At 60.5% G+C, this 17,795-nt stretch carries 12 protein-coding genes; 10 read left to right on the forward strand and 2 right to left on the reverse strand.

What is annotated here, in order from left to right; translation table 11 throughout:
- The first annotated feature begins 51 nt into the window (after positions 1–51).
- Complete coding sequence (locus HNQ50_RS13575; protein WP_184101618.1) at positions 52–1,629, forward strand: ABC transporter substrate-binding protein; 1,578 nt, start codon at positions 52–54, stop codon at positions 1,627–1,629.
- 231 nt (positions 1,630–1,860) lie between these two features.
- On the opposite strand, the gene HNQ50_RS13580 is transcribed toward HNQ50_RS13575, so the two are convergent.
- Entirely contained in the window at positions 1,861–2,715 is an 855-nt protein-coding gene (locus HNQ50_RS13580; protein WP_184101619.1) for a LysR family transcriptional regulator, read from the reverse strand.
- Positions 2,716–2,823: 108 nt separating this feature from the next.
- On the opposite strand from HNQ50_RS13580, the gene HNQ50_RS13585 reads away from it, so the two are divergent.
- The 3 genes from HNQ50_RS13585 (at position 2,824) to HNQ50_RS13595 (ending at position 5,981) form a co-directional block, all read left to right on the forward strand.
- Positions 2,824–4,113 carry an MFS transporter gene (locus HNQ50_RS13585; RefSeq protein ID WP_184101620.1) on the forward strand — a complete coding sequence of 430 codons (1,290 nt, stop codon included), beginning with the start codon at positions 2,824–2,826 and terminating at the stop codon, positions 4,111–4,113.
- Between the two features lie 151 nt (positions 4,114–4,264).
- On the forward strand, positions 4,265–5,581 hold the full coding sequence (locus tag HNQ50_RS13590) for an aspartate aminotransferase type Ic (RefSeq protein ID WP_184101621.1): 1,317 nt from the start codon (positions 4,265–4,267) through the stop codon (positions 5,579–5,581).
- A 52-nt stretch (positions 5,582–5,633) separates the two neighbouring features.
- The gene (locus HNQ50_RS13595) at positions 5,634–5,981 is read left to right on the forward strand and encodes a GFA family protein (RefSeq protein ID WP_184101622.1); all 348 of its coding nucleotides are present in this window, start codon (positions 5,634–5,636) and stop codon (positions 5,979–5,981) included.
- Positions 5,982–6,047: 66 nt separating this feature from the next.
- Here HNQ50_RS13595 and HNQ50_RS13600 read toward each other — a convergent pair whose 3' ends face one another.
- Complete coding sequence (locus HNQ50_RS13600; RefSeq protein WP_184101625.1) at positions 6,048–7,253, reverse strand: MFS transporter; 1,206 nt, start codon at positions 7,251–7,253, stop codon at positions 6,048–6,050.
- Between the two features lie 106 nt (positions 7,254–7,359).
- Here HNQ50_RS13600 and HNQ50_RS13605 point away from each other — a divergent pair, with 106 nt between their 5' ends.
- The 6 genes from HNQ50_RS13605 (at position 7,360) to urtA (ending at position 17,655) form a co-directional block, all read left to right on the forward strand.
- Positions 7,360–8,271: a LysR family transcriptional regulator gene (locus HNQ50_RS13605; protein WP_184101627.1), complete on the forward strand. Its 912-nt coding sequence runs from the start codon at positions 7,360–7,362 to the stop codon at positions 8,269–8,271.
- Positions 8,272–9,051: 780 nt separating this feature from the next.
- The gene (gene atzF / locus HNQ50_RS13610) at positions 9,052–10,872 is read left to right on the forward strand and encodes an allophanate hydrolase (protein ID WP_184101629.1); all 1,821 of its coding nucleotides are present in this window, start codon (positions 9,052–9,054) and stop codon (positions 10,870–10,872) included.
- Positions 10,873–11,117: 245 nt separating this feature from the next.
- On the forward strand, positions 11,118–14,753 hold the full coding sequence (gene uca, locus HNQ50_RS13615) for an urea carboxylase (RefSeq protein WP_184101631.1): 3,636 nt from the start codon (positions 11,118–11,120) through the stop codon (positions 14,751–14,753).
- Positions 14,750–15,496: a GntR family transcriptional regulator gene (locus HNQ50_RS13620; protein ID WP_184101633.1), complete on the forward strand. Its 747-nt coding sequence runs from the start codon at positions 14,750–14,752 to the stop codon at positions 15,494–15,496. Before uca ends, HNQ50_RS13620 begins: the two co-directional genes overlap by 4 nt.
- Before the next feature lie 717 nt (positions 15,497–16,213).
- Positions 16,214–16,393: a hypothetical protein gene (locus HNQ50_RS13625; RefSeq protein ID WP_184101635.1), complete on the forward strand. Its 180-nt coding sequence runs from the start codon at positions 16,214–16,216 to the stop codon at positions 16,391–16,393.
- On the forward strand, positions 16,390–17,655 hold the full coding sequence (gene urtA, locus HNQ50_RS13630; protein WP_184101637.1) for an urea ABC transporter substrate-binding protein: 1,266 nt from the start codon (positions 16,390–16,392) through the stop codon (positions 17,653–17,655). The genes HNQ50_RS13625 and urtA overlap by 4 nt, the downstream gene beginning before the upstream one ends.
- Positions 17,656–17,795: the final 140 nt, after the last annotated feature.

Genomic DNA, 17,795 nt, shown 5'->3' on the forward strand with positions numbered 1-17,795 from the left:
GGCGTAGCGCGTCGCCGGTTATAAAACCAGAATATCCCGCAGGAGAAAAACATGAATCTGAGGATGCTTGCCGCCATGATGGCCGTCGTACCGGCACTGGCCATGGCTAAACCGCTATCGGTGTGTACCGATGCCAACCCGGATGGGTTTGATGTCGTGCAGTACTACGCCCTGGTCACCACCAACGCCTCGGCAGATGTCTTGTTCAGCCGCCTCGTCGATTACGATGCCCAGGCCGGCAAAGTGGTGCCAGCCGTGGCGCAGTCATGGTCGGCTAGCGATGATGGTCTGACCTGGACGTTCAAACTGCGCAGCGATGTCCAGTTTGGCGCAACAGACTGGTTCAAGCCCACACGCCCGCTCAATGCCGATGACGTGGTGTTCACGTTCGAGCGTGTCTTCAATACCCAGAATCCGTGGTACAAGACCTCGCCCAACGGTTACCCCAGCGTGCAATCGCTGCAGTTGAACAAGCTGGTCAAGGCCGTGAAGAAGGTCGATGACCACACCGTGCAATTTGAGTTGAACTACCCGGACGCCACATTCCTGCCTACGTTGACCATGGGCTGGGCATCGATTTACTCGGCAGAGTACGCGGGTAAACTGGGCGTGGCCAAAGCCGGTGATTTCAATACCAAACCGGTCGGCAGCGGGCCGTTTGTGCTCAAGAGTTTCCAGAAAGACGCGGTGATTCGCTACGACGCCAATACCAACTGGTTTGGCGGCAAGCCCAAGGCAGAGAAGCTGATCTACGCCATCACGCCGGACGCCACCGTGCGCTTGCAGCGTCTGAAAACCGGCGAATGCCAGATTGCGCTGGCGCCCAAGCCGCTGGATATCCAGTCCGCCAAAGCCGACAAGAATCTGAAAGTGGTGGATAACGCCGCGTTCATGACCGCGTTTATCGCCATCAACAGCCAGCACAAGCCGCTCGATAACACGCTGGTGCGCCAGGCCATCAACTACGCGTTTGATGCCAAAACGTATTTGAAGACCGTGTTTGATGGTACGGCGCAAGACGCTAGCCGGCCGTTTCCGCCTAATACCTGGAGCTTTGACAAAGACCTTGGGGACTATAACTACGACCCGGCCAAGGCCAAAGAACTGCTGAAAAAGGCCGGTTTCCCCAACGGCTTTGAAACCACCATCTGGACGCGCCCCACCGGCAGCGTGCTCAACCCCAACCCCAAGGCCGGCGCGGAGTTGTTGCAGTCTGATCTGGCCAAAGTGGGGATCAAAGCCTCCATCAAGACCATTGAATGGGGCGAGTTGATCAAGCGTGGCAAGGCGGGCGAGCACGACCTGCTGTTTATGGGCTGGGCCGGTGACAATGGCGACCCGGACAACTTTTTCACGCCGCAATTTAGCTGCGCGGCCGTGCAGTCGGGCACCAACTTTGCCCGTTATTGCGATCCGCAACTGGACAAGCTGATTACAGACGGCAAGAAGGTCAGTGATATCAACCAGCGCACCAAACTCTATCGCAACGCGCAGAAGGTGATTTTCGACCAGGCGCTGTGGGTGCCGCTGGCCTATCCGACGGCGTATGCGCTGACGCGAGCCAATGTCTCTGGCTACAAGGTCAACCCGTTTGGGCGGCAGGACTTTGCCAATGTGACGGTGAACTGAGCGTTGCCAGACCGCATGCCAACAAAAAGGCCAACCTTGAAGGTTGGCCTTTTTGTTGGTGGGCACACCGTAGCGCGTAGCCCGGATGGAGCAAAGCGGGAATCCGGGGTGGCAATATTGAAAGAGAACCGGTCTGACGGCGTCTTTCTTGCTGGTATCGCCACCCCGGATTCCCGGCCTGGTGGCCTTCATCCGGGCTACTTAGTGGTTCTTTCTCTGGGAAAACCCTGCTCAAAACGCCCGCAGGGTGGCACTCATCACCCGCAAGGCACTGCGCGAGCGTTCATCATGCACGCTGCGGTAAAGCACCACGTTGGTGGGTTGTAGTGCGGGCAGACCCAGTTTGTCCCGCACGCACACCACGCTGGCGGGCGCGGCACGGCGGCCCATGGCGCCGATGGCCAGCCCGGCGGTCACAGCGGCGGACAGGGCGCTCACCCCATCCCCCACAAACACTTCCAGCCAACTGATGCCGGCCTGGTCCAGCGCCTCGATCACATTGGTACGCAAACCGCAGGGCGGGGCCAGCATGGCAAGGCGCAGCGGCTCGTTCGGCGTCCAGCTGGTCTCTGCCAGGCCAAACCAGTCCATATCATCTTCAAACAGCACCTCACCATCCTGGCGATCGAACTGACGATCCGTGTGGTGCAGCACGTAGGCGGCATCCAGCAGACCGGCGTCATAACTGGCGAGCACCTCGGCAGAGGTTGCCACGCGCACCTCAATCACCAGCGCCGGGTCGTGCGCCGCCACGCGGGCCAGCAAGGCGGGCAATGACGCACCGGCAATGTGCCCGCTGAACCCCACCCGCAAGCGGCGCGGCGGTGCATGGAGCACCGACCATGCGCGGTCGTGCGCAGCCAGCAACTCACGGGCGGCGGTCAAAAACGCCTGACCTTCCATCGATAACCTGACCTGGCGCGGCGTGCGTTCCAGCAGGCGCCGGTCCAGATGTGTCTCCAGCCGTTTCAGTTTCAGGCTCACGGCGGACTGCGTGGTGTCCAGCGCTTCGGCCGCACGGGTAAAGCTTTGCATGTCCGCCACCAGCACAAAGGCCTGGACGGCATCCAGATCCAGCGTATTCATCAGCGTAACCATTTCAAATAATCATCACTGAAATATTGAACCATATCTGTTTGTTATGGCAAGCCGATGCGACGATGGGCGCGTTTTCTCATTTAACGGGAGCGTGCCATGACGCATCTTGATCCGCACAACCTGCCGGCCAACCACCGCTGGAAAATCCTCGGCCTGGGCGTTGCTGCCAACGCCGCGTTCAGTGCCACCTTTGCCGGTATCCCGGCGACCGCCGTACTTTTGCGTGCGGATTACCACCTGGACACCCATCAGTTAGGGCTGGTGCTGGGCATGATGGGGCTGGGGGTAGCGGTCAGCGAGTTGCCCTGGGGCATGCTGACCGACCGCTGGGGGGACCGCCGTGTGTTATTGCTGGGCCTGTTCAGTATTGCCGCCTGGCTTTTGTTCATGATGCTGCGTGTGTCGCCCACCGCCGGATATGTACCCGGCATGGCGGCGCTCATGCCTGGTTTGTTACTGGTGGGTCTGCTGGGGGGCAGCGTCAATGGTTCCAGCGGCCGCGCCATCATGGCGTGGTTTAGCGATAAGGAACGAGGGCTGGCGATGAGTATCCGCCAGACCGCAGTACCCGTCGGTGGCGCGCTGGGGGCGATGGTGCTGCCGCCGCTGGCCCGCTGGGGTGGTTTCGGCACGGTATACGGCGCGCTGGCGCTGTTCTGCGTCGTCAACGGCGTGCTGGCCTGGCGCTGGCTGCATGAACCGCCGCATCATGGGCAAACCGTGAACAAAGCCGCTGGTTCGGGCGTACCACCTGTACAAGACCCGGTGTTACAACGCATGACGCTGGCGATTGCGTTGCTGTGCGTACCCCAAGTGGCGGTACTGACCTTCACGCCGGTCTTTCTGCATGACTTTGCCCACTTTGGCGCTATGGTGGCTGCGGTCAGCCTGGTCAGCATTCAACTGGGGGGCGGCGCGCTGCGGGTATGGAGCGGCTACTGGACCGATCGCCACCGCAATCGGCAGCGTTACATTACCGCTTGCGCGTCGCTGAGCGTGCTGGCGTTTGCTGTGCTGGCGGCGGTGGTGCTGGCGCAGATGTTGATCACACCACTGGCCCCGGTGTTGCGGCTGGCGATCATCCCGGCGCTGATCCTGGCGGGCTTGTGCGTCTCGGCCTGGCACGGCGTGGCGTATACCGAACTGGCCACCCAGGCCGGCGCCAACCGGGCGGGTACGGCGCTGGGCATGGGCAATGCGGCGGTGTTTGTCGCTTTCTTTATCACGCCGATGGTGATCCCGGTGCTCAACGCCGTCTCGGGGTGGCCGGCAGTGTGGTTGATGGGCAGCCTGGCCGCTTTGCTGGCGCTGTTTGCCTTCCGCCAGCGCAAGGCCGATGTGCCGGTGACCGCAGGCTTGCAGGTAGAGCGGCGCGGCGTGCGCTGAATGGGCCAAACGACCGGCACGGGCGACTGTGCCGGCCGGCATTGTACCGGCAAAAAAGTACTCGCAAACGACAGTCTGCCCTAGCCACTTCGGCGCAGATGGCGCAAGATGTCGGGCTGTTCGACACAGACACCCGATTAGCGAGGATGCAATGCAAGAAGTAAACAGCGCCCTGCCGGCAGGCAACCTGGCAAGCCTGAGCACCGACGACCTGCAACGCTTTTATGCCGCCGCGAATGAACGCTACACCGCGTTCAAGGCACGTGGCCTCAAGCTCGATTCCACCCGCGGCAAACCGTCCGCAGATCAACTGGATCTCTCCAACGGCCTCCTGGCTGCGGTAGATGAAGCCGAAGCTAAAGGCGGCGGCGATCTGCGTAATTACGGTGGCGGCGTCAATGGCCTGCCGCAAGCGCGTGAACTGTTCGCCCCCATGCTGGGCGCACCGGCCGCACAAGTGGTGGTGGCAGAGAACTCCTCGCTGGCGCTGATGCACGACACGATCGTGTATGCACTGCTCAAGGGCGTACCGGGCAGCAAGGCAGGCTGGTCGACCGAACCGGTGACTTTCCTGTGCCCGGCACCAGGCTATGACCGTCACTTTGCCATCTGTGCCCAATACGGCATCAAGATGATTGCCGTGCCGCTGACCGGCACCGGTCCGGATATGGACGTGGTAGAAAAACTGGTCGCTGAAGATGCCTCGATCAAGGGCATGTGGTGCGTGCCCAAGTACGCCAACCCGACCGGTGATATCTACTCGGACGAAGTGGTTGAGCGCTTGGCCAAAATGAAAACCGCCGCTGGCGATTTCCGCATTTTCTGGGATAACGCCTACGCCGTTCACCATCTGACCGACAAAAAGCACGAAATCGCCAACATCCTGGAAGCCTGCGCGGCTGCCGGTAACGCCGATCGCGCTTTCGTGTTTGCGTCCACCTCCAAGATCACCCTGGCGGGTGCGGGCCTGGCGCTGTTCGCCGCATCCCCGGCCAACGTGGCCTGGATGACCAGGAACATGGGTTTCCGTTCGATCGGTCCGGACAAGATCAATCAGCTGCGCCACGTGAAGTTCCTGAAAGACTTCGCCGGCCTGCAAGCCTTGATGGAAAAACACCGCGCACTGATCGTGCCCAAGATGAACGCCGTGCTGGATGTGCTGGCGCACGAACTGAATGGCCGTGGCGTGGCTACCTGGACCAATCCGGACGGTGGTTACTTCATCAGCTTTGACGTGCGTGAAGGCTGCGCCAAGCGTGTGGTGCAACTGGCAGAAGAAGCCGGTGTCGCCATGGTGCCGGCCGGTAACACCTTCCCCAACGGCAACGACCCGAAAGACACCAACATCCGCATCGCCCCGACGTTCCCGGCGCTGGATGGCGTGAAACTGGCGGCCGAGGGCATTGCGCTGGCAACGCTGGTCGGCGTTGCCGAAAACGAGTTGAAAAAGCGCGGCCTGGCTGCGTAATCCAGACAACGGGCGCTGACTACAGCGCCCGTTTTTCTTTGTGAGGTGCGTGATGCAATATCGTGGAAGCTGTCACTGCGGCAACGTCGCGTTTGAGGCGGAAGGGACAATTGAAGGCGCTATTTCGTGCAATTGCTCAATCTGCCAGCGCAAAGGCATGTTGATGTGGTTCATTCCCAAAGCCAGTTTCAAACTGACCACGCCAGAAGAAAACGCTGCGACCTATACCTTTAACGCGCATCGCATCAAACACCGCTTCTGCCCGAAATGCGGGATTCATGTCTACGGCGAGGCCAACGACAAGCAGGGCAATCCGATGGCGGCGGTGAATATCCGCTGTATTGAGGGGATTGATCTGGCGGCGGTGCCGGTGAAAGAGTTTGATGGCCGTAGCCTGTAAGGCGGGTTGAAGTACAAAAGCATAAAGGCCGGTGAGACCGGCCTTTATGCTGTTCGGGGCAAACGCTTAACGCTGTGCCTGCACCAGACCTGCGGGTTCGTGACCCACCTGCCGCCAAACCACCCACGTCAGCAATCCACCCAGGCTCAACAACGCCCCCACGGCCGACACCCCATTCCAGCCCCAGTGCGCATACGCCGTCGCAGAGAGCAGCGAGCCGGTAGAGCCGCCAATAAAGTAACTCGTCATATATCCGGCGGTCACGCGGTTACGGGCATGCGGGAACAGTTTGTAGATCACGTTCTGATTGGTCACGTGGACGCCTTGCACGGCCAGATCCAGCACCAGAATGCCAATCAACAACGCAATAATGGACTCCCGCGCCAGCGCAATCGGCACCCAGGACAGCAGCAGCAAGATCAGCCCCAGCCAGGTAGTGGTATCGGTCTTGCCCTTGTCGGCCAGGCGCCCGGCCAGGTTGGCAGCCAGCGCACCCGCAGCACCCACCAGGCCAAACAAGCCAATTGTGCCGTCAGAGAAATGATAGGGATCGCTGGCCAGCAAGAATGCCATGGACGTCCACAACACGCTGAAAATGGCGAACGAAAACGCACCCAGCACGGCCCGGAGTCGCAACACCGACTCATTGGCGAACAGGGTGAACACGGATGCCAGCAGCTTGTGATACGGCAAGCCGGCGTGTTCATGGTGATGCGGCAGCACCCGGGCCAGCGCAATGGCGGTGACAATCATGACCGCTGCTGCCACCCAATACACCGTGCGCCAGTCGCCCAGGCTGGATAAACCGCCCGCGACGGTACGCGCCAGCAAAATGCCCAGCAGCAAACCACTCATCAAGGTACCGACCACTTTGCCGCGTTGTTCCGGTGCGGCCAGCGTAGCACCCAGCGGCACCAGGACTTGCGACACCACCGCAAACAACGCCGCAATGGCCGTACCCAGCAACACCAGCGCCAGATTGGGGGCGGAGGCGGTGATCAGCAGACCCACCGCGCAGAGGATGGTCATGCCGACGATCATGCTCCGGCGTTCCAGCATGTCACCCAGTGGCACCAGCAGTAACAGACCCACCGCATAGCTTAGCTGTGCCACGGTAATGATGATGCCCGCGCCCGCCGCAGTCAGGCCAAACTCGCCCGCCAGCGTATGCAGCAATGGCTGGGCGTAATAGTTGCTGGCCACCACGAGGCCGGTAGAAAACGACATCAGCGCAACTTGTGCGCCACTCAGACGATGTGCAGAGCCGTCCATGAGTATCTCCATGTGTTTTATTTGATGTGGTGCAGTATCTGACGACGTCATGCATCACACAAATGTATACTTTTCATCGTATTGATCTTGTTTCGAGATAAATGAAATGAATCTGCGCCAGATCGAATTTGCCGTGGCCGTGGCAGAGGAACAGAGCTTTACCCGTGCCGCCGAGCGCTGCCACACCGTGCAATCTGCCCTGAGCCATCAAATTGCCAAGCTGGAAGACGAACTGGGCGCCAAATTGTTTGAGCGCAGCAGTCGCAATGTGAAGCTGACTGTGGCCGGACAAGCGTTCTTGCCGGTGGCACGGCAGATGCTGGGCGCGGAATCCCGCATCCGCGACGAAGTGGCGGCGGCGGCCGGTACCGTCCGTGGCACGCTCACCGTGGGGACAATCTCCACCTTCAATCACGCCGACCTGGTCGACGTGCTGGCGCGATTTCATGAGCGCTACCCGCATGTGGATATCCGCTTTTACCAGGGCATGAGCGAAAACCTGCTGGTAGATGTCCGCGCCGAACGCACCGATGTGGCGCTGGTGGGGCTATGGCCGGGCGAGCCGGTAGAGGGCGTCAGCAAGCAGACCATTGCCGACGAAGAACTGATTGCCATCGTCCCGCAGGCGCACCCGCTCGCGCAGCGCGATCAGATATCGCTGCTGGATCTGGTGGGCTCACGGCTGGTGGATTTTTACGCCAACAGCGGCGCGCGGCGGCAGACAGAACAAGCCTTTGCCCGCGCAGGGATTGCACACAAGGTGAGTTTTGAGGTCAGCCACATTGATTTGCTGGAACGCATTGTCCGGCGCGGGCTGGCGATCGGGCTGGTGCCCCGGTTTGAAGGCTACACCTGTGATCGGCTGAAAATGGTGCCGGTGTCAGATGGCCCGCAGCGCCGGGTCTGGGCAGTATGGAATCTGGACCCGACACCAGCGGCAGTGGCGTTTTTGCGCATGGTGCACGAGGCGTTGATTGAGAATGGGCATGAGGTGCCGGAGCCGAGGGTGCTGCCGTGAAAGTGTGCCACTTCGTAGCCCGGATGGAGGCCATCTGGCCGGGAATCCGGGGGGCCATGCCGGAGAAGAACGCTATCCCGGCAAACGCAGCTATCCCGGATTCCCGCTCCGCTTCATCCGGGCTACGGCGCTGCGTGCAAGAATGGTTTGTTTGCATGCCTCTACATCGTCATTCCGGCCTTGAGCCGGCATCCAGTCTGCAGCCCAACGGACTGCCTGCGGTGGATTGTCGCTACGCGCCGAATCCACCCTACAAAACCCGCGCTCAGCACCGTAGCCCGGATGGAGGCCATCTGGCCGGGAATCCGGGGGGCCATGCCGGAGGAGAACGCTGTCCCGGCAAACGCGGCTACCACGGATTCCCGCTCCGCTTCATCCGGGCTACGGTGCTGCGTGCAAGAATGGTTTGTTTGCATCCCTCTACATCGTCATTCCGGCCTTAAGCCGGAATCCAGTCCGCAGCCCAACGGGCTGCCTGCGGTGGATTGTCGCTACGCGCCGAATCCACCCTACAAAACCCGCACTCAGATGATCTGGCTGTTGCTGTTGGGGTTGAAGTTGTTTTTGACTTTCCTCCCCAAAAAACCTTTTATGCACCTTGCATTATTGCGGTGCAAAACCGCAATGCTCTGTAAACATCTGGTGCGGCCCACCCCTCCGCTCAACCACAATCCCTTCGCCGCAAAACCCATAAACATCATGAAAACAGCCAGTTAAGATGCCTGGCACACCCCTTGCTGTACCTGTTGCAGTGCGATGTATACAAGACGGGATACAAACATGGGTGCAAAGATCGTTCCGCAGGCAGGCTGGACCTTACCGGAGTGGCGTAGTGCTTACATCAATGGCATGCAGCCGCTGGATGCCATTGAACATGTGCTGGCGCAATTGCCGGCGGATGACAATGCCTGGATTTCCCGTGCCACGCGCACCCAGATTGCGCAACAGGTCGCTGCGCTGACAGCCCGGCTGCATGCCGCAGGAGGAGACCTTTCCCGTTTACCCTTGTTTGGCGTCCCCTTTGCCGCCAAAGACAATATTGATGCCGCCGGCTGGGAAACCACCGCCGCCTGCCCGGCGTTTGGCTACGAACCCGGCGCCAATGCCACCGTCGTGCAACGCATGCTCGATGCAGGCGCCATCCTGATCGGCAAGACCAATCTGGATCAATTTGCCACCGGTCTGAATGGCACGCGTTCGCCCTATGGCGCGGTGCCCAATACGTTTGATGAGCGCTATGTCAGCGGCGGTTCCAGTTCGGGCTCTGCTTCGGCCGTGGCGCGCGGGCTGGTGCCGTTTGCCTTCGGGACCGATACCGCAGGCTCGGGGCGCATTCCCGCCGGGTTCAACAATATTGTGGGCCTCAAACCCACCAAGGGCTGGTTGAGCAATGCGGGGGTAGTGCCGGCTTGCCGTACGCTCGATTGTGTTTCGGTGTTTGCGCTGACGGTCGACGACGCCCAGCACATTGCTCATCTGGCGGGTGGGTTTGACGCGGCTGATCCGTATTCACGCGTGCCGCAAGCCACCTCGCCGCTCATGCATGCCAAGCCCCGTTTTTGCATGCCGGATCAATTGCAGTGGTTTGGTGATCATGAGTCCGCCCGTTTGTTCAACACGGCGCTGGCGCAGCTGAAAGAAGCGGGCGTTGAGGTTGAGCCGGTGGATTTTGCGCCTTTCCTGGAACTGGCCGAACTCCTGTATCAGGGCGCGTTTGTCGCGGAGCGGGTCTTTGCCGCGCAACACCTGCTGACCAGCAAACCCTATGAGATCAACCCGGTGGTCCGCGGCATCATGCAGGGCGCGGCGCAGTACAGTGCGGTGGATACCTTCCGGGCGGAATATCGTCGCGCCGAACTGTCCCGCATCATCAATCAGACCATGGCCGGCTACGACGCGCTCGTCGTGCCCACCTCGCCCAGCATCTACACCATTGAAGACATGCTGGATGATCCGGTCACACTGAATTCGCGGTTCGGGACCTACACCAACTTTGCCAATTTCTCTGATCTGTGCGCGCTGTCTTTGCCCGCCGGGTTCCGTAACGATGGTTTGCCGTTTGGCATCACCCTGCTGGCCCCGTCCTGGCAAGACGACAAACTGGCCGCATTTGGTCGTGGCTGGCAGCAAAGCCACCCGCTACCGCTAGGGGCCACCGGCCGCAGCCTGCCTGCCTTGCCCGCCGTTGCTCCGGCCGCGCCAGCGGCACATCACGTGCGCGTGGCCGTGGTAGGGGCCCACCTCACCGGCATGCCGCTCAATGTGCAACTGCAAGAGCGCAACGCCATCCTGGTCGAACGCACGCACACCGCGCCCAAATACCGCCTCTACGCCCTGGCGAATACCACGCCGCCCAAACCGGGTCTGGTCAAGGGGGAAGCGGGCTCCGCCATTGAAATCGAACTGTGGGATGTGCCGCTGGCGGCCTTTGGCAGCTTTGTGGCACTGATCCCGGCCCCGCTGGGCATCGGCACGCTGGAAACCGCCGACGGCCGCAGCGTAAAGGGCTTTATCTGCGAGCCGTGGGCGATTACCGACGCCACGGACATCACCCATTTCGGCGGCTGGCGCGCATATATCGCCAGCCTGCAAACCGCTTGAGGACTCGCCATGTTCAAGACCGTTTTGATTGCCAATCGTGGTGACCAGCCGCGTAGCGGCGCAGCGACGAAGTCACATTGCGTGATGCGCGTGGCACATCAAAGCAAATTCACTGCGGAGACTAGCCATGTTTAAGGCCGTACTGATCGTAAATCGTGGTGACCAGCCGCGTAGCGGCGCAGCGACGAAGTCACATTGCGTGATGCGCGTGGCGCATCAAAGCAATTTCACCGCGGAGACCCGCCATGTTTAAGACCGTACTGATCGCAAATCGCGGTGAAATCGCCTGCCGCGCTATCCGCACTCTCAAGCGTTTGGGTGTGAAAAGCGTCGCCGTGTATTCCGATGCGGATCGCAACAGCGCCCATGTGACCGAGGCTGATGTGGCCATTGCGCTGGGTGGTGACAAGCCGGCCGATAGCTATCTGTGCATTGAAAAAATCATCGACGCCTGCAAAGAAACCGGCGCCGAGGCCGTGTTCCCGGGCTACGGCTTTTTGTCGGAGAGCGCAGAGTTTGGCGCGGCGTGTGCGGCTAACGGCATTGTGTTTGTCGGCCCGACCGCCTTGCAGATGGAAGAATTTGGCCTCAAGCACCGTGCGCGTGAACTGGCCGCCGCCGCAGGTGTGCCGACCACGCCGGGCAGCGGGCTGCTTGATTCGGCTGACCATGCGCTGCTTGAAGCGGCAAAGATTGGCTACCCGGTCATGCTTAAAAGCACCGCCGGGGGCGGCGGCATTGGCCTGACACGCTGTGATGATGCGCAACAACTGGCCTCGGCCTTTGAGCGCGTACAACGGCTGGGCGAGCAGTTTTTTCGGGACGGCGGTTCATTCATCGAGCGCTTTGTCGATCAGGCGCGCCATATCGAAGTACAGATTTTTGGTGATGGCAACGGCAAGGTATTTGCCCTGGGTGAGCGCGACTGTTCTATCCAGCGCCGTAACCAGAAAGTGATTGAAGAAACCCCCGCACCCAACCTGCCCGCCGCCACCCGCGCGGCCTTGCTGGCCTCGGCCCAACGGCTGGGTGAATCGGTCAATTATCGTTCTGCCGGCACGGTGGAATATGTGTACGACAGCAAGCGGGACGAGTTCTATTTCCTGGAAGTGAACACCCGCCTGCAGGTGGAACACCCGGTGACCGAATCCGTTACCGGTCTGGATCTGGTGGAGTGCATGCTGCGCGTGGCTGCCGGAGACCCCCTGGACGAAGCCGCCATGGCGCGTGCCCCACAGGGTGCGGCGATCGAAGTACGCCTGTACGCGGAAGACCCGGTCAAACAGTTCCAGCCTTCCCCTGGCTTGCTGACGGCGGTGAATTACCCCGCCAGCGATATCGTGCCCCTGCGCGTGGATGGCTGGGTCAGTACCGGCACCGACGTGCCGTCGTTCTATGACCCCTTGCTGGCCAAGCTGATTGTGCGCGGCGAAACCCGCGCCGAGGCGCTGGCCAACCTGCAAACCGCGCTGGACCACACGGCGCTGCATGGCATTGCCACCAACCTGGATTATTTGCGCCAGATTATCGCCAGTGCCGCGTTTGAAGCGGGCCAGGTCTCTACGCGTTTTCTGGACACATTTGTCTCCCGCCCCTCTGCGGTAGAAGTGCTGGAACCGGGCACCTACACCAGCGTGCAGGATTACCCCGGCCGCGTGGGCTATTGGGATATCGGTGTGCCGCCATCCGGCCCGATGGATGATTACGCCTTTCGTCTTGCCAACCGGATTGTGGGTAACGATGCCGCCGCCGCCGCGCTGGAATGCACGCTGCAAGGCCCGACGCTCAAGTTCCATACCGATGCCACGATTGCCCTGACAGGTGCCACCTGCCCGGTCACCGTAGACGGCCAGACTGTGGCCATGAACCAGCCGCTGACCGTGAAGGCGGGACAAGTCCTGGCTGTGGGCCGCGCCGCCAGTGGTTGCCGCACCTATGTGGCAATCCGCAACGGCATTGATGTGCCGGTCTACCTGGGTAGCCGCTCTGCGTTTGCGCTGGGTCAGTTTGGTGGCCACGCCGGCCGCACTTTGCGTGCCGCTGATATGTTGCCGATCAGCCAGCCCGACCTACCCGCTTGCACCACGCCGGCCCCCATTGCAGAACCCGCTGCCGCGCCAGCCGATCAGGTCCCGACCTACGGGACGCACTGGGACATTGGGGTGTTGTACGGTCCGCACGGCGCGCCGGATTTCTTCCAGCCCGAGGCCATCGACACGTTCTTTGCCAGTGACTGGGAAGTCCATTACAACTCCAACCGCCTGGGCGTGCGCTTGATTGGCCCCAAGCCCACCTGGGCGCGTAGCGATGGTGGCGAGGCGGGTCTGCATCCGTCCAATATCCACGATTGCGAATACGCCATTGGCAGCATCAACTTCACCGGGGATTCGCCGGTCATCCTGACCCGTGACGGCCCCAGCCTGGGCGGCTTTGTTTGCCCGGTGACCATTGCCAAAGCCGAGTTGTGGAAGGTGGGTCAGGTCAAACCGGGCGACAAAATCCGCTTCAAGTGCATCAGCTACAAAGAGGCCGTGGCGCTGGAACGCGCGCAAGACGCGCAACTGGCGGCACTGTCGTTTGTGCCGGTTGCCGATGTGGCCGATGTGGAGTTGCCGGCGACTTCATCCCCCGCCATCCTGGCCGAGCTGCCTGAAAACGGCGTGCGCCCGGCGGTGACTTACCGCCAGGCCGGCGATACCTACATCCTGATGGAGTACGGCCCCAATGTGCTCGATCTGAAACTGCGGCTGCGCATCTATCTGATGATGCAAAAGCTCAAGCAGTTGAATGTGCCCGGCATTCTGGAACTCTCGCCCGGCGTGCGTTCGCTGCAAATCCGCTTCAATGGCTATGAGATCAGCCAGCAACGCCTGCTGGCCACCTTGCTGGCGGCCGATGCTGAACTGCCGGATGTCTCTACCCTCAAGCTGCCGACCCGCGTGGTGTATATGCCGCTGGCGTTCGAGGATTCCGCCACCCTGGGTGCGGTACAGCGCTATCAGGAAACCGTGCGCCACCAGGCCCCGTGGCTACCCAATAACGTCGATTTCATCCAGCGCATCAACGGGCTGGCGAGTCGCGAGCAAGTCAGCGACATCATTTTTGACGCCAGCTACATGGTGATGGGCCTGGGCGATGTGTACTTGGGTGCACCGTGCGCCGTGCCGGTGGACCCGCGCCATCGGCTGTTGACCAGCAAATACAATCCGGCCCGCACCTTCACGGCCGAAGGCACGGTGGGTATTGGCGGCGTGTACATGTGCATTTACGGCATGGACTCCCCTGGTGGCTATCAACTGGTCGGCCGCACGTTGCCGATCTGGAACAAGTTCCTCAAGAACGCCGTATTTGCGCCGGGCGAACCGTGGCTGCTGCGCTTCTTTGATCAGGTGCGCTTCTACCCGGTCTCCGAGGCCGAACTGGATGTACTGCGCGAAGACTTCCGCCACGGCCGCGCCGGTGTGCGGATCGAAGAAGAAGTGTTCGACTTCGCCGCCTACGAGCAATTCCTGGCGGACAACAGCGCCAGCATTGCCGATTTCCAGGCCCGCCAGAAAGTCGCGTTCGAGGCCGAAGTGGCGCTTTGGGCTGCCGACGACAGCGCGCATCACCACGCCGTTGTGGTCGAGGAAGAAACCGAAGATGCCGTGGACGATGGTCACCACATCATCAGCGCCGACCTGTGCGGCAGCATCTGGAAGGTGCTGGTGGAAGTGGGCCAGAGAGTGGATGCCGGCTCGCCGCTGATTGTGGTCGAGGCCATGAAGATGGAACTGGCGGTGAACGCGCCGGTATCCGGCACGGTGCGCTCGATCCGCGCCATGCCGGGCAAAGCCGTCACGCCGGGCGAACGCTTGCTGGTGCTGGAGCCGCACGCATGAAACCCGAACCGGTCGCGTCACTGGCTAACGAAGATGCCGTGCCCGGCAAACGCCGTGGCTCCAAAGACAACCTGGCCAATGGCATCTACGCGGCGATCAAGGCGGACATCATGGAATTTCGCCTGTTGCCGGGCGACCGCTTTACCGAAAGCGAAGTGGCCGAGCGCTTGAACGTAAGCCGCACCCCGGTGCGCGAGGCGCTGTACCGCTTGCAGAACGAGCATTTTGTGGAAGTGCAGTTTCGCAATGGCTGGCAAGTGCGGCCGTTTGATTTTGCCTACTTCGAAGACCTGTACGACGTGCGGGTGATTCTGGAGCTGGCTGCGGCCCGCCGCTTGTGTGAGCACGTGGAGCTGGAAACCAGCCAGGAGTTGATCGCGCTGAAAAGCCTGTGGCTGGTGCCGGTAGGGGAGCGCTTGACGGACGGGAAGATTGTTTCCGGTTTTGATGAGTTGTTCCACTCCACCCTGGTGGCGGCGACAGGCAACCGGGAGATGGCGCGGATTCATCGCGACGTGACGGAAAAAATCCGCCCGATCCGGCGGCTGGATTTCACCAAGCCGTATCGGGTGGATACGACGTACCACGAACACGGCGCCATCCTGCGCGCGATCTTGCAACGCCGCGCGGATGAAGCGCAGCGGATGCTCAAGGCGCATATCGATGAGAGCAAGTCTGAGGTGCGCAAGATTACGTTGCATATGTTGCATGCAGCGAGGAAGGGGGCCAGCGATGGCTTGTGATCGGACTACGTCGTCATTGAGGGCGTTTGTAGTTGTAGCCACTGGCTCGTCATTCCTGCGAAAGCGGGAATCCAGCTGTGACATTGGCAGATGCCACTGTGTAGCCCGGATGGAGCGGTAGCGGGAATCCGGGGTGGCTGGACTGGTTAATGTTGTTGTTGGTTTAAGCGCCTTCGGCGCGGGTTTTAAAAGCATTTGATACCGGGGGTGCCCGGACCACGTCACTTTCTTTGCTTCGCCACCTCGGCGGCCCCAAAGAAAGTAACCAAAGAAAGGCGACCCTGGCTGGGCGGCCCTCCGGGCTTCCCTCAGTCACTCGGGAGCCTAAGGTCTCCCTCCCTCCTTCGGCGCTGAGCCTTAAAGGGGGGTAAGTCAAAAGCAACGGCAACGGCAACGGCAACGGCAACAGCAACAGCAACAGCAACAGCAACAGCAACAGCAACAGCAACAGCGGGGAAGGTTGATGTCCTCGCAAACAGACGTTTTTCGGGGTTGGGGTTGCAGTTGGGCCCCTTAAGGAGTGCCGAGCATCGCAGGGAAGTCCGGGGTTTCGGCGTAAGGGTGTTTGAGCCCAAAGGGCGAGTTCCCTGGAGCCAGCCGGACTTCACGAGAAGCGCAGGGGACCCGCGAAGCGGGCGCTCCGCCGGGGTCGCCTTTTCTTTGGGTACTTTCTTTTGGCGATCCAAAAGAAAGTACCGTGCTCCGGGCACCCCCGGTATGAAAACAGCCGCGCCGCAAGGCGCTAACAAACAAAACAGCATCACCAAAAAAAGAACACCAGTACGACAACTCGATAACACCGCATTACCAGAAAGCAAAAAAGCAAAAGCAGGAAGGAAACAACCCGTTTCAACACTTTCGTCACTCGTTATCAGTTATCAGGAGATGCAGTCATGAACCGTCGTACCGCACTGAAACTTGTCACTGTTTGTACCCTCGCTGCCGCCAGCGGTTTTTCCGGTGGCGCTTTTGCCGCCGACACCATCAAGGTCGGCATCCTGCATTCGCTGTCGGGCACGATGGCGATCTCTGAATCCGCGCTGGAACAAACCGCGCTGATGACCATTGCCGAAATCAACGCCCAGGGCGGCGTGATGGGCAAGCAACTGGAACCGGTGGTGGTTGATCCGGCCTCCAACTGGCCGCTGTTTGCTGAAAAGTCCCGCCAGTTGCTGGCCAAAGACAAAGTAGCGGTGGTGTTTGGCTGCTGGACTTCCGTCTCGCGCAAGTCGGTCTTGCCGGTGTTCCGTGAACTGAACGGCCTGTTGTTCTACCCGGTGCAGTACGAAGGTGAAGAACTGGAAAAGAACGTGTTCTACACCGGCGCAGCGCCTAACCAGCAAGCCATTCCGGCCGTGGACTATCTGCTGTCCAAGGATGGCGGTGAAGCCAAGCGCTTTGTGCTGCTGGGTACCGACTATGTGTACCCGCGCACCACCAACAAGATCCTGCGTGCCTACCTGCATTCCAAGGGTATTCAGGACGCCGACATCATGGAGGAGTACACCCCGTTTGGTTACTCCGACTACCAGACCATCATCGCCAAGATCAAAGACTTCTCTGCTCAGGGCAAGAAGACGGCGGTGGTCTCTACCATCAATGGCGACTCCAACGTGCCGTTCTACAAGGAACTGGGCAACGCCGGCCTGAAGGCGACCGATGTGCCGGTGGTGGCGTTCAGCGTGGGTGAAGAAGAACTGCGCGGCGTGGATACCAAGCCGCTGGTGGGTGAACTGGCCGCATGGAACTACTTCATGTCGGTGAAAAACCCGGAAAACACCAAGTTCACCAAGATGTACCGCGATTGGGCCAAGAAGCAAAAGCTGCCTAATGCCGATACCGCCGTGACCAACGACCCGATGGAAGCGACCTACGTGGGCATCCACATGTGGAAGCAGGCGGTCGAGAAGGCGCACTCCACCGATGTGGACAAGGTGATTGTGGCCATGGGTGGCCAGACCTTCAAGGCCCCGAGCGGCTTCACGCTGGAAATGGACCCGAAAAACCATCACCTGCACAAGCCGGTGATGATCGGCGAAGTGAAGGCCAATGGTCAGTTCAACGTGGTGTGGAAGACCAAGGAACCGGTCAAGGCCCAACCGTGGAGCCCGTTCATTGCCGGCAACGACAAGAAGAAAGACGAGCCGGAAGCGAATTGATCTGGCTGTGAGGTGAGTGTGTAGGGTGGATTCGCGCAGCAAAACACCAAACCGGGGGTGGTTTGGGTCGCGAAACCACCCAAAAGCAAACCGAATCAACAGCAGTGACCCCACAACCCAACAAGGGGAAAACCCAAAGA

It is taken from the genome of Silvimonas terrae (assembly GCF_014202765.1).
Lineage (GTDB): Bacteria > Pseudomonadota > Gammaproteobacteria > Burkholderiales > Chitinibacteraceae > Silvimonas > Silvimonas terrae.

Excerpts from the sequence above, each read along its gene's own strand:
- HNQ50_RS13595 (WP_184101622.1), top strand. The coding sequence starts at position 5,634 with ATGCAATATCGTGGAAGCTGTCACTGCGGCAACGTCGCGTTTGAGGCG.
- HNQ50_RS13590 (WP_184101621.1), top strand. The coding sequence starts at position 4,265 with ATGCAAGAAGTAAACAGCGCCCTGCCGGCAGGCAACCTGGCAAGCCTG.
- HNQ50_RS13625 (WP_184101635.1), top strand. The coding sequence starts at position 16,214 with ATGAAAACAGCCGCGCCGCAAGGCGCTAACAAACAAAACAGCATCACC.
- HNQ50_RS13580 (WP_184101619.1), bottom strand. The coding sequence starts at position 2,715 with ATGAATACGCTGGATCTGGATGCCGTCCAGGCCTTTGTGCTGGTGGCG.
- HNQ50_RS13585 (WP_184101620.1), top strand. The coding sequence starts at position 2,824 with ATGACGCATCTTGATCCGCACAACCTGCCGGCCAACCACCGCTGGAAA.
- HNQ50_RS13600 (WP_184101625.1), bottom strand. The coding sequence starts at position 7,253 with ATGGACGGCTCTGCACATCGTCTGAGTGGCGCACAAGTTGCGCTGATG.
- HNQ50_RS13605 (WP_184101627.1), top strand. The coding sequence starts at position 7,360 with ATGAATCTGCGCCAGATCGAATTTGCCGTGGCCGTGGCAGAGGAACAG.
- uca (WP_184101631.1), top strand. The coding sequence starts at position 11,118 with ATGTTTAAGACCGTACTGATCGCAAATCGCGGTGAAATCGCCTGCCGC.
- urtA (WP_184101637.1), top strand. The coding sequence starts at position 16,390 with ATGAACCGTCGTACCGCACTGAAACTTGTCACTGTTTGTACCCTCGCT.
- HNQ50_RS13575 (WP_184101618.1), top strand. The coding sequence starts at position 52 with ATGAATCTGAGGATGCTTGCCGCCATGATGGCCGTCGTACCGGCACTG.
- atzF (WP_184101629.1), top strand. The coding sequence starts at position 9,052 with ATGGGTGCAAAGATCGTTCCGCAGGCAGGCTGGACCTTACCGGAGTGG.
- HNQ50_RS13620 (WP_184101633.1), top strand. The coding sequence starts at position 14,750 with ATGAAACCCGAACCGGTCGCGTCACTGGCTAACGAAGATGCCGTGCCC.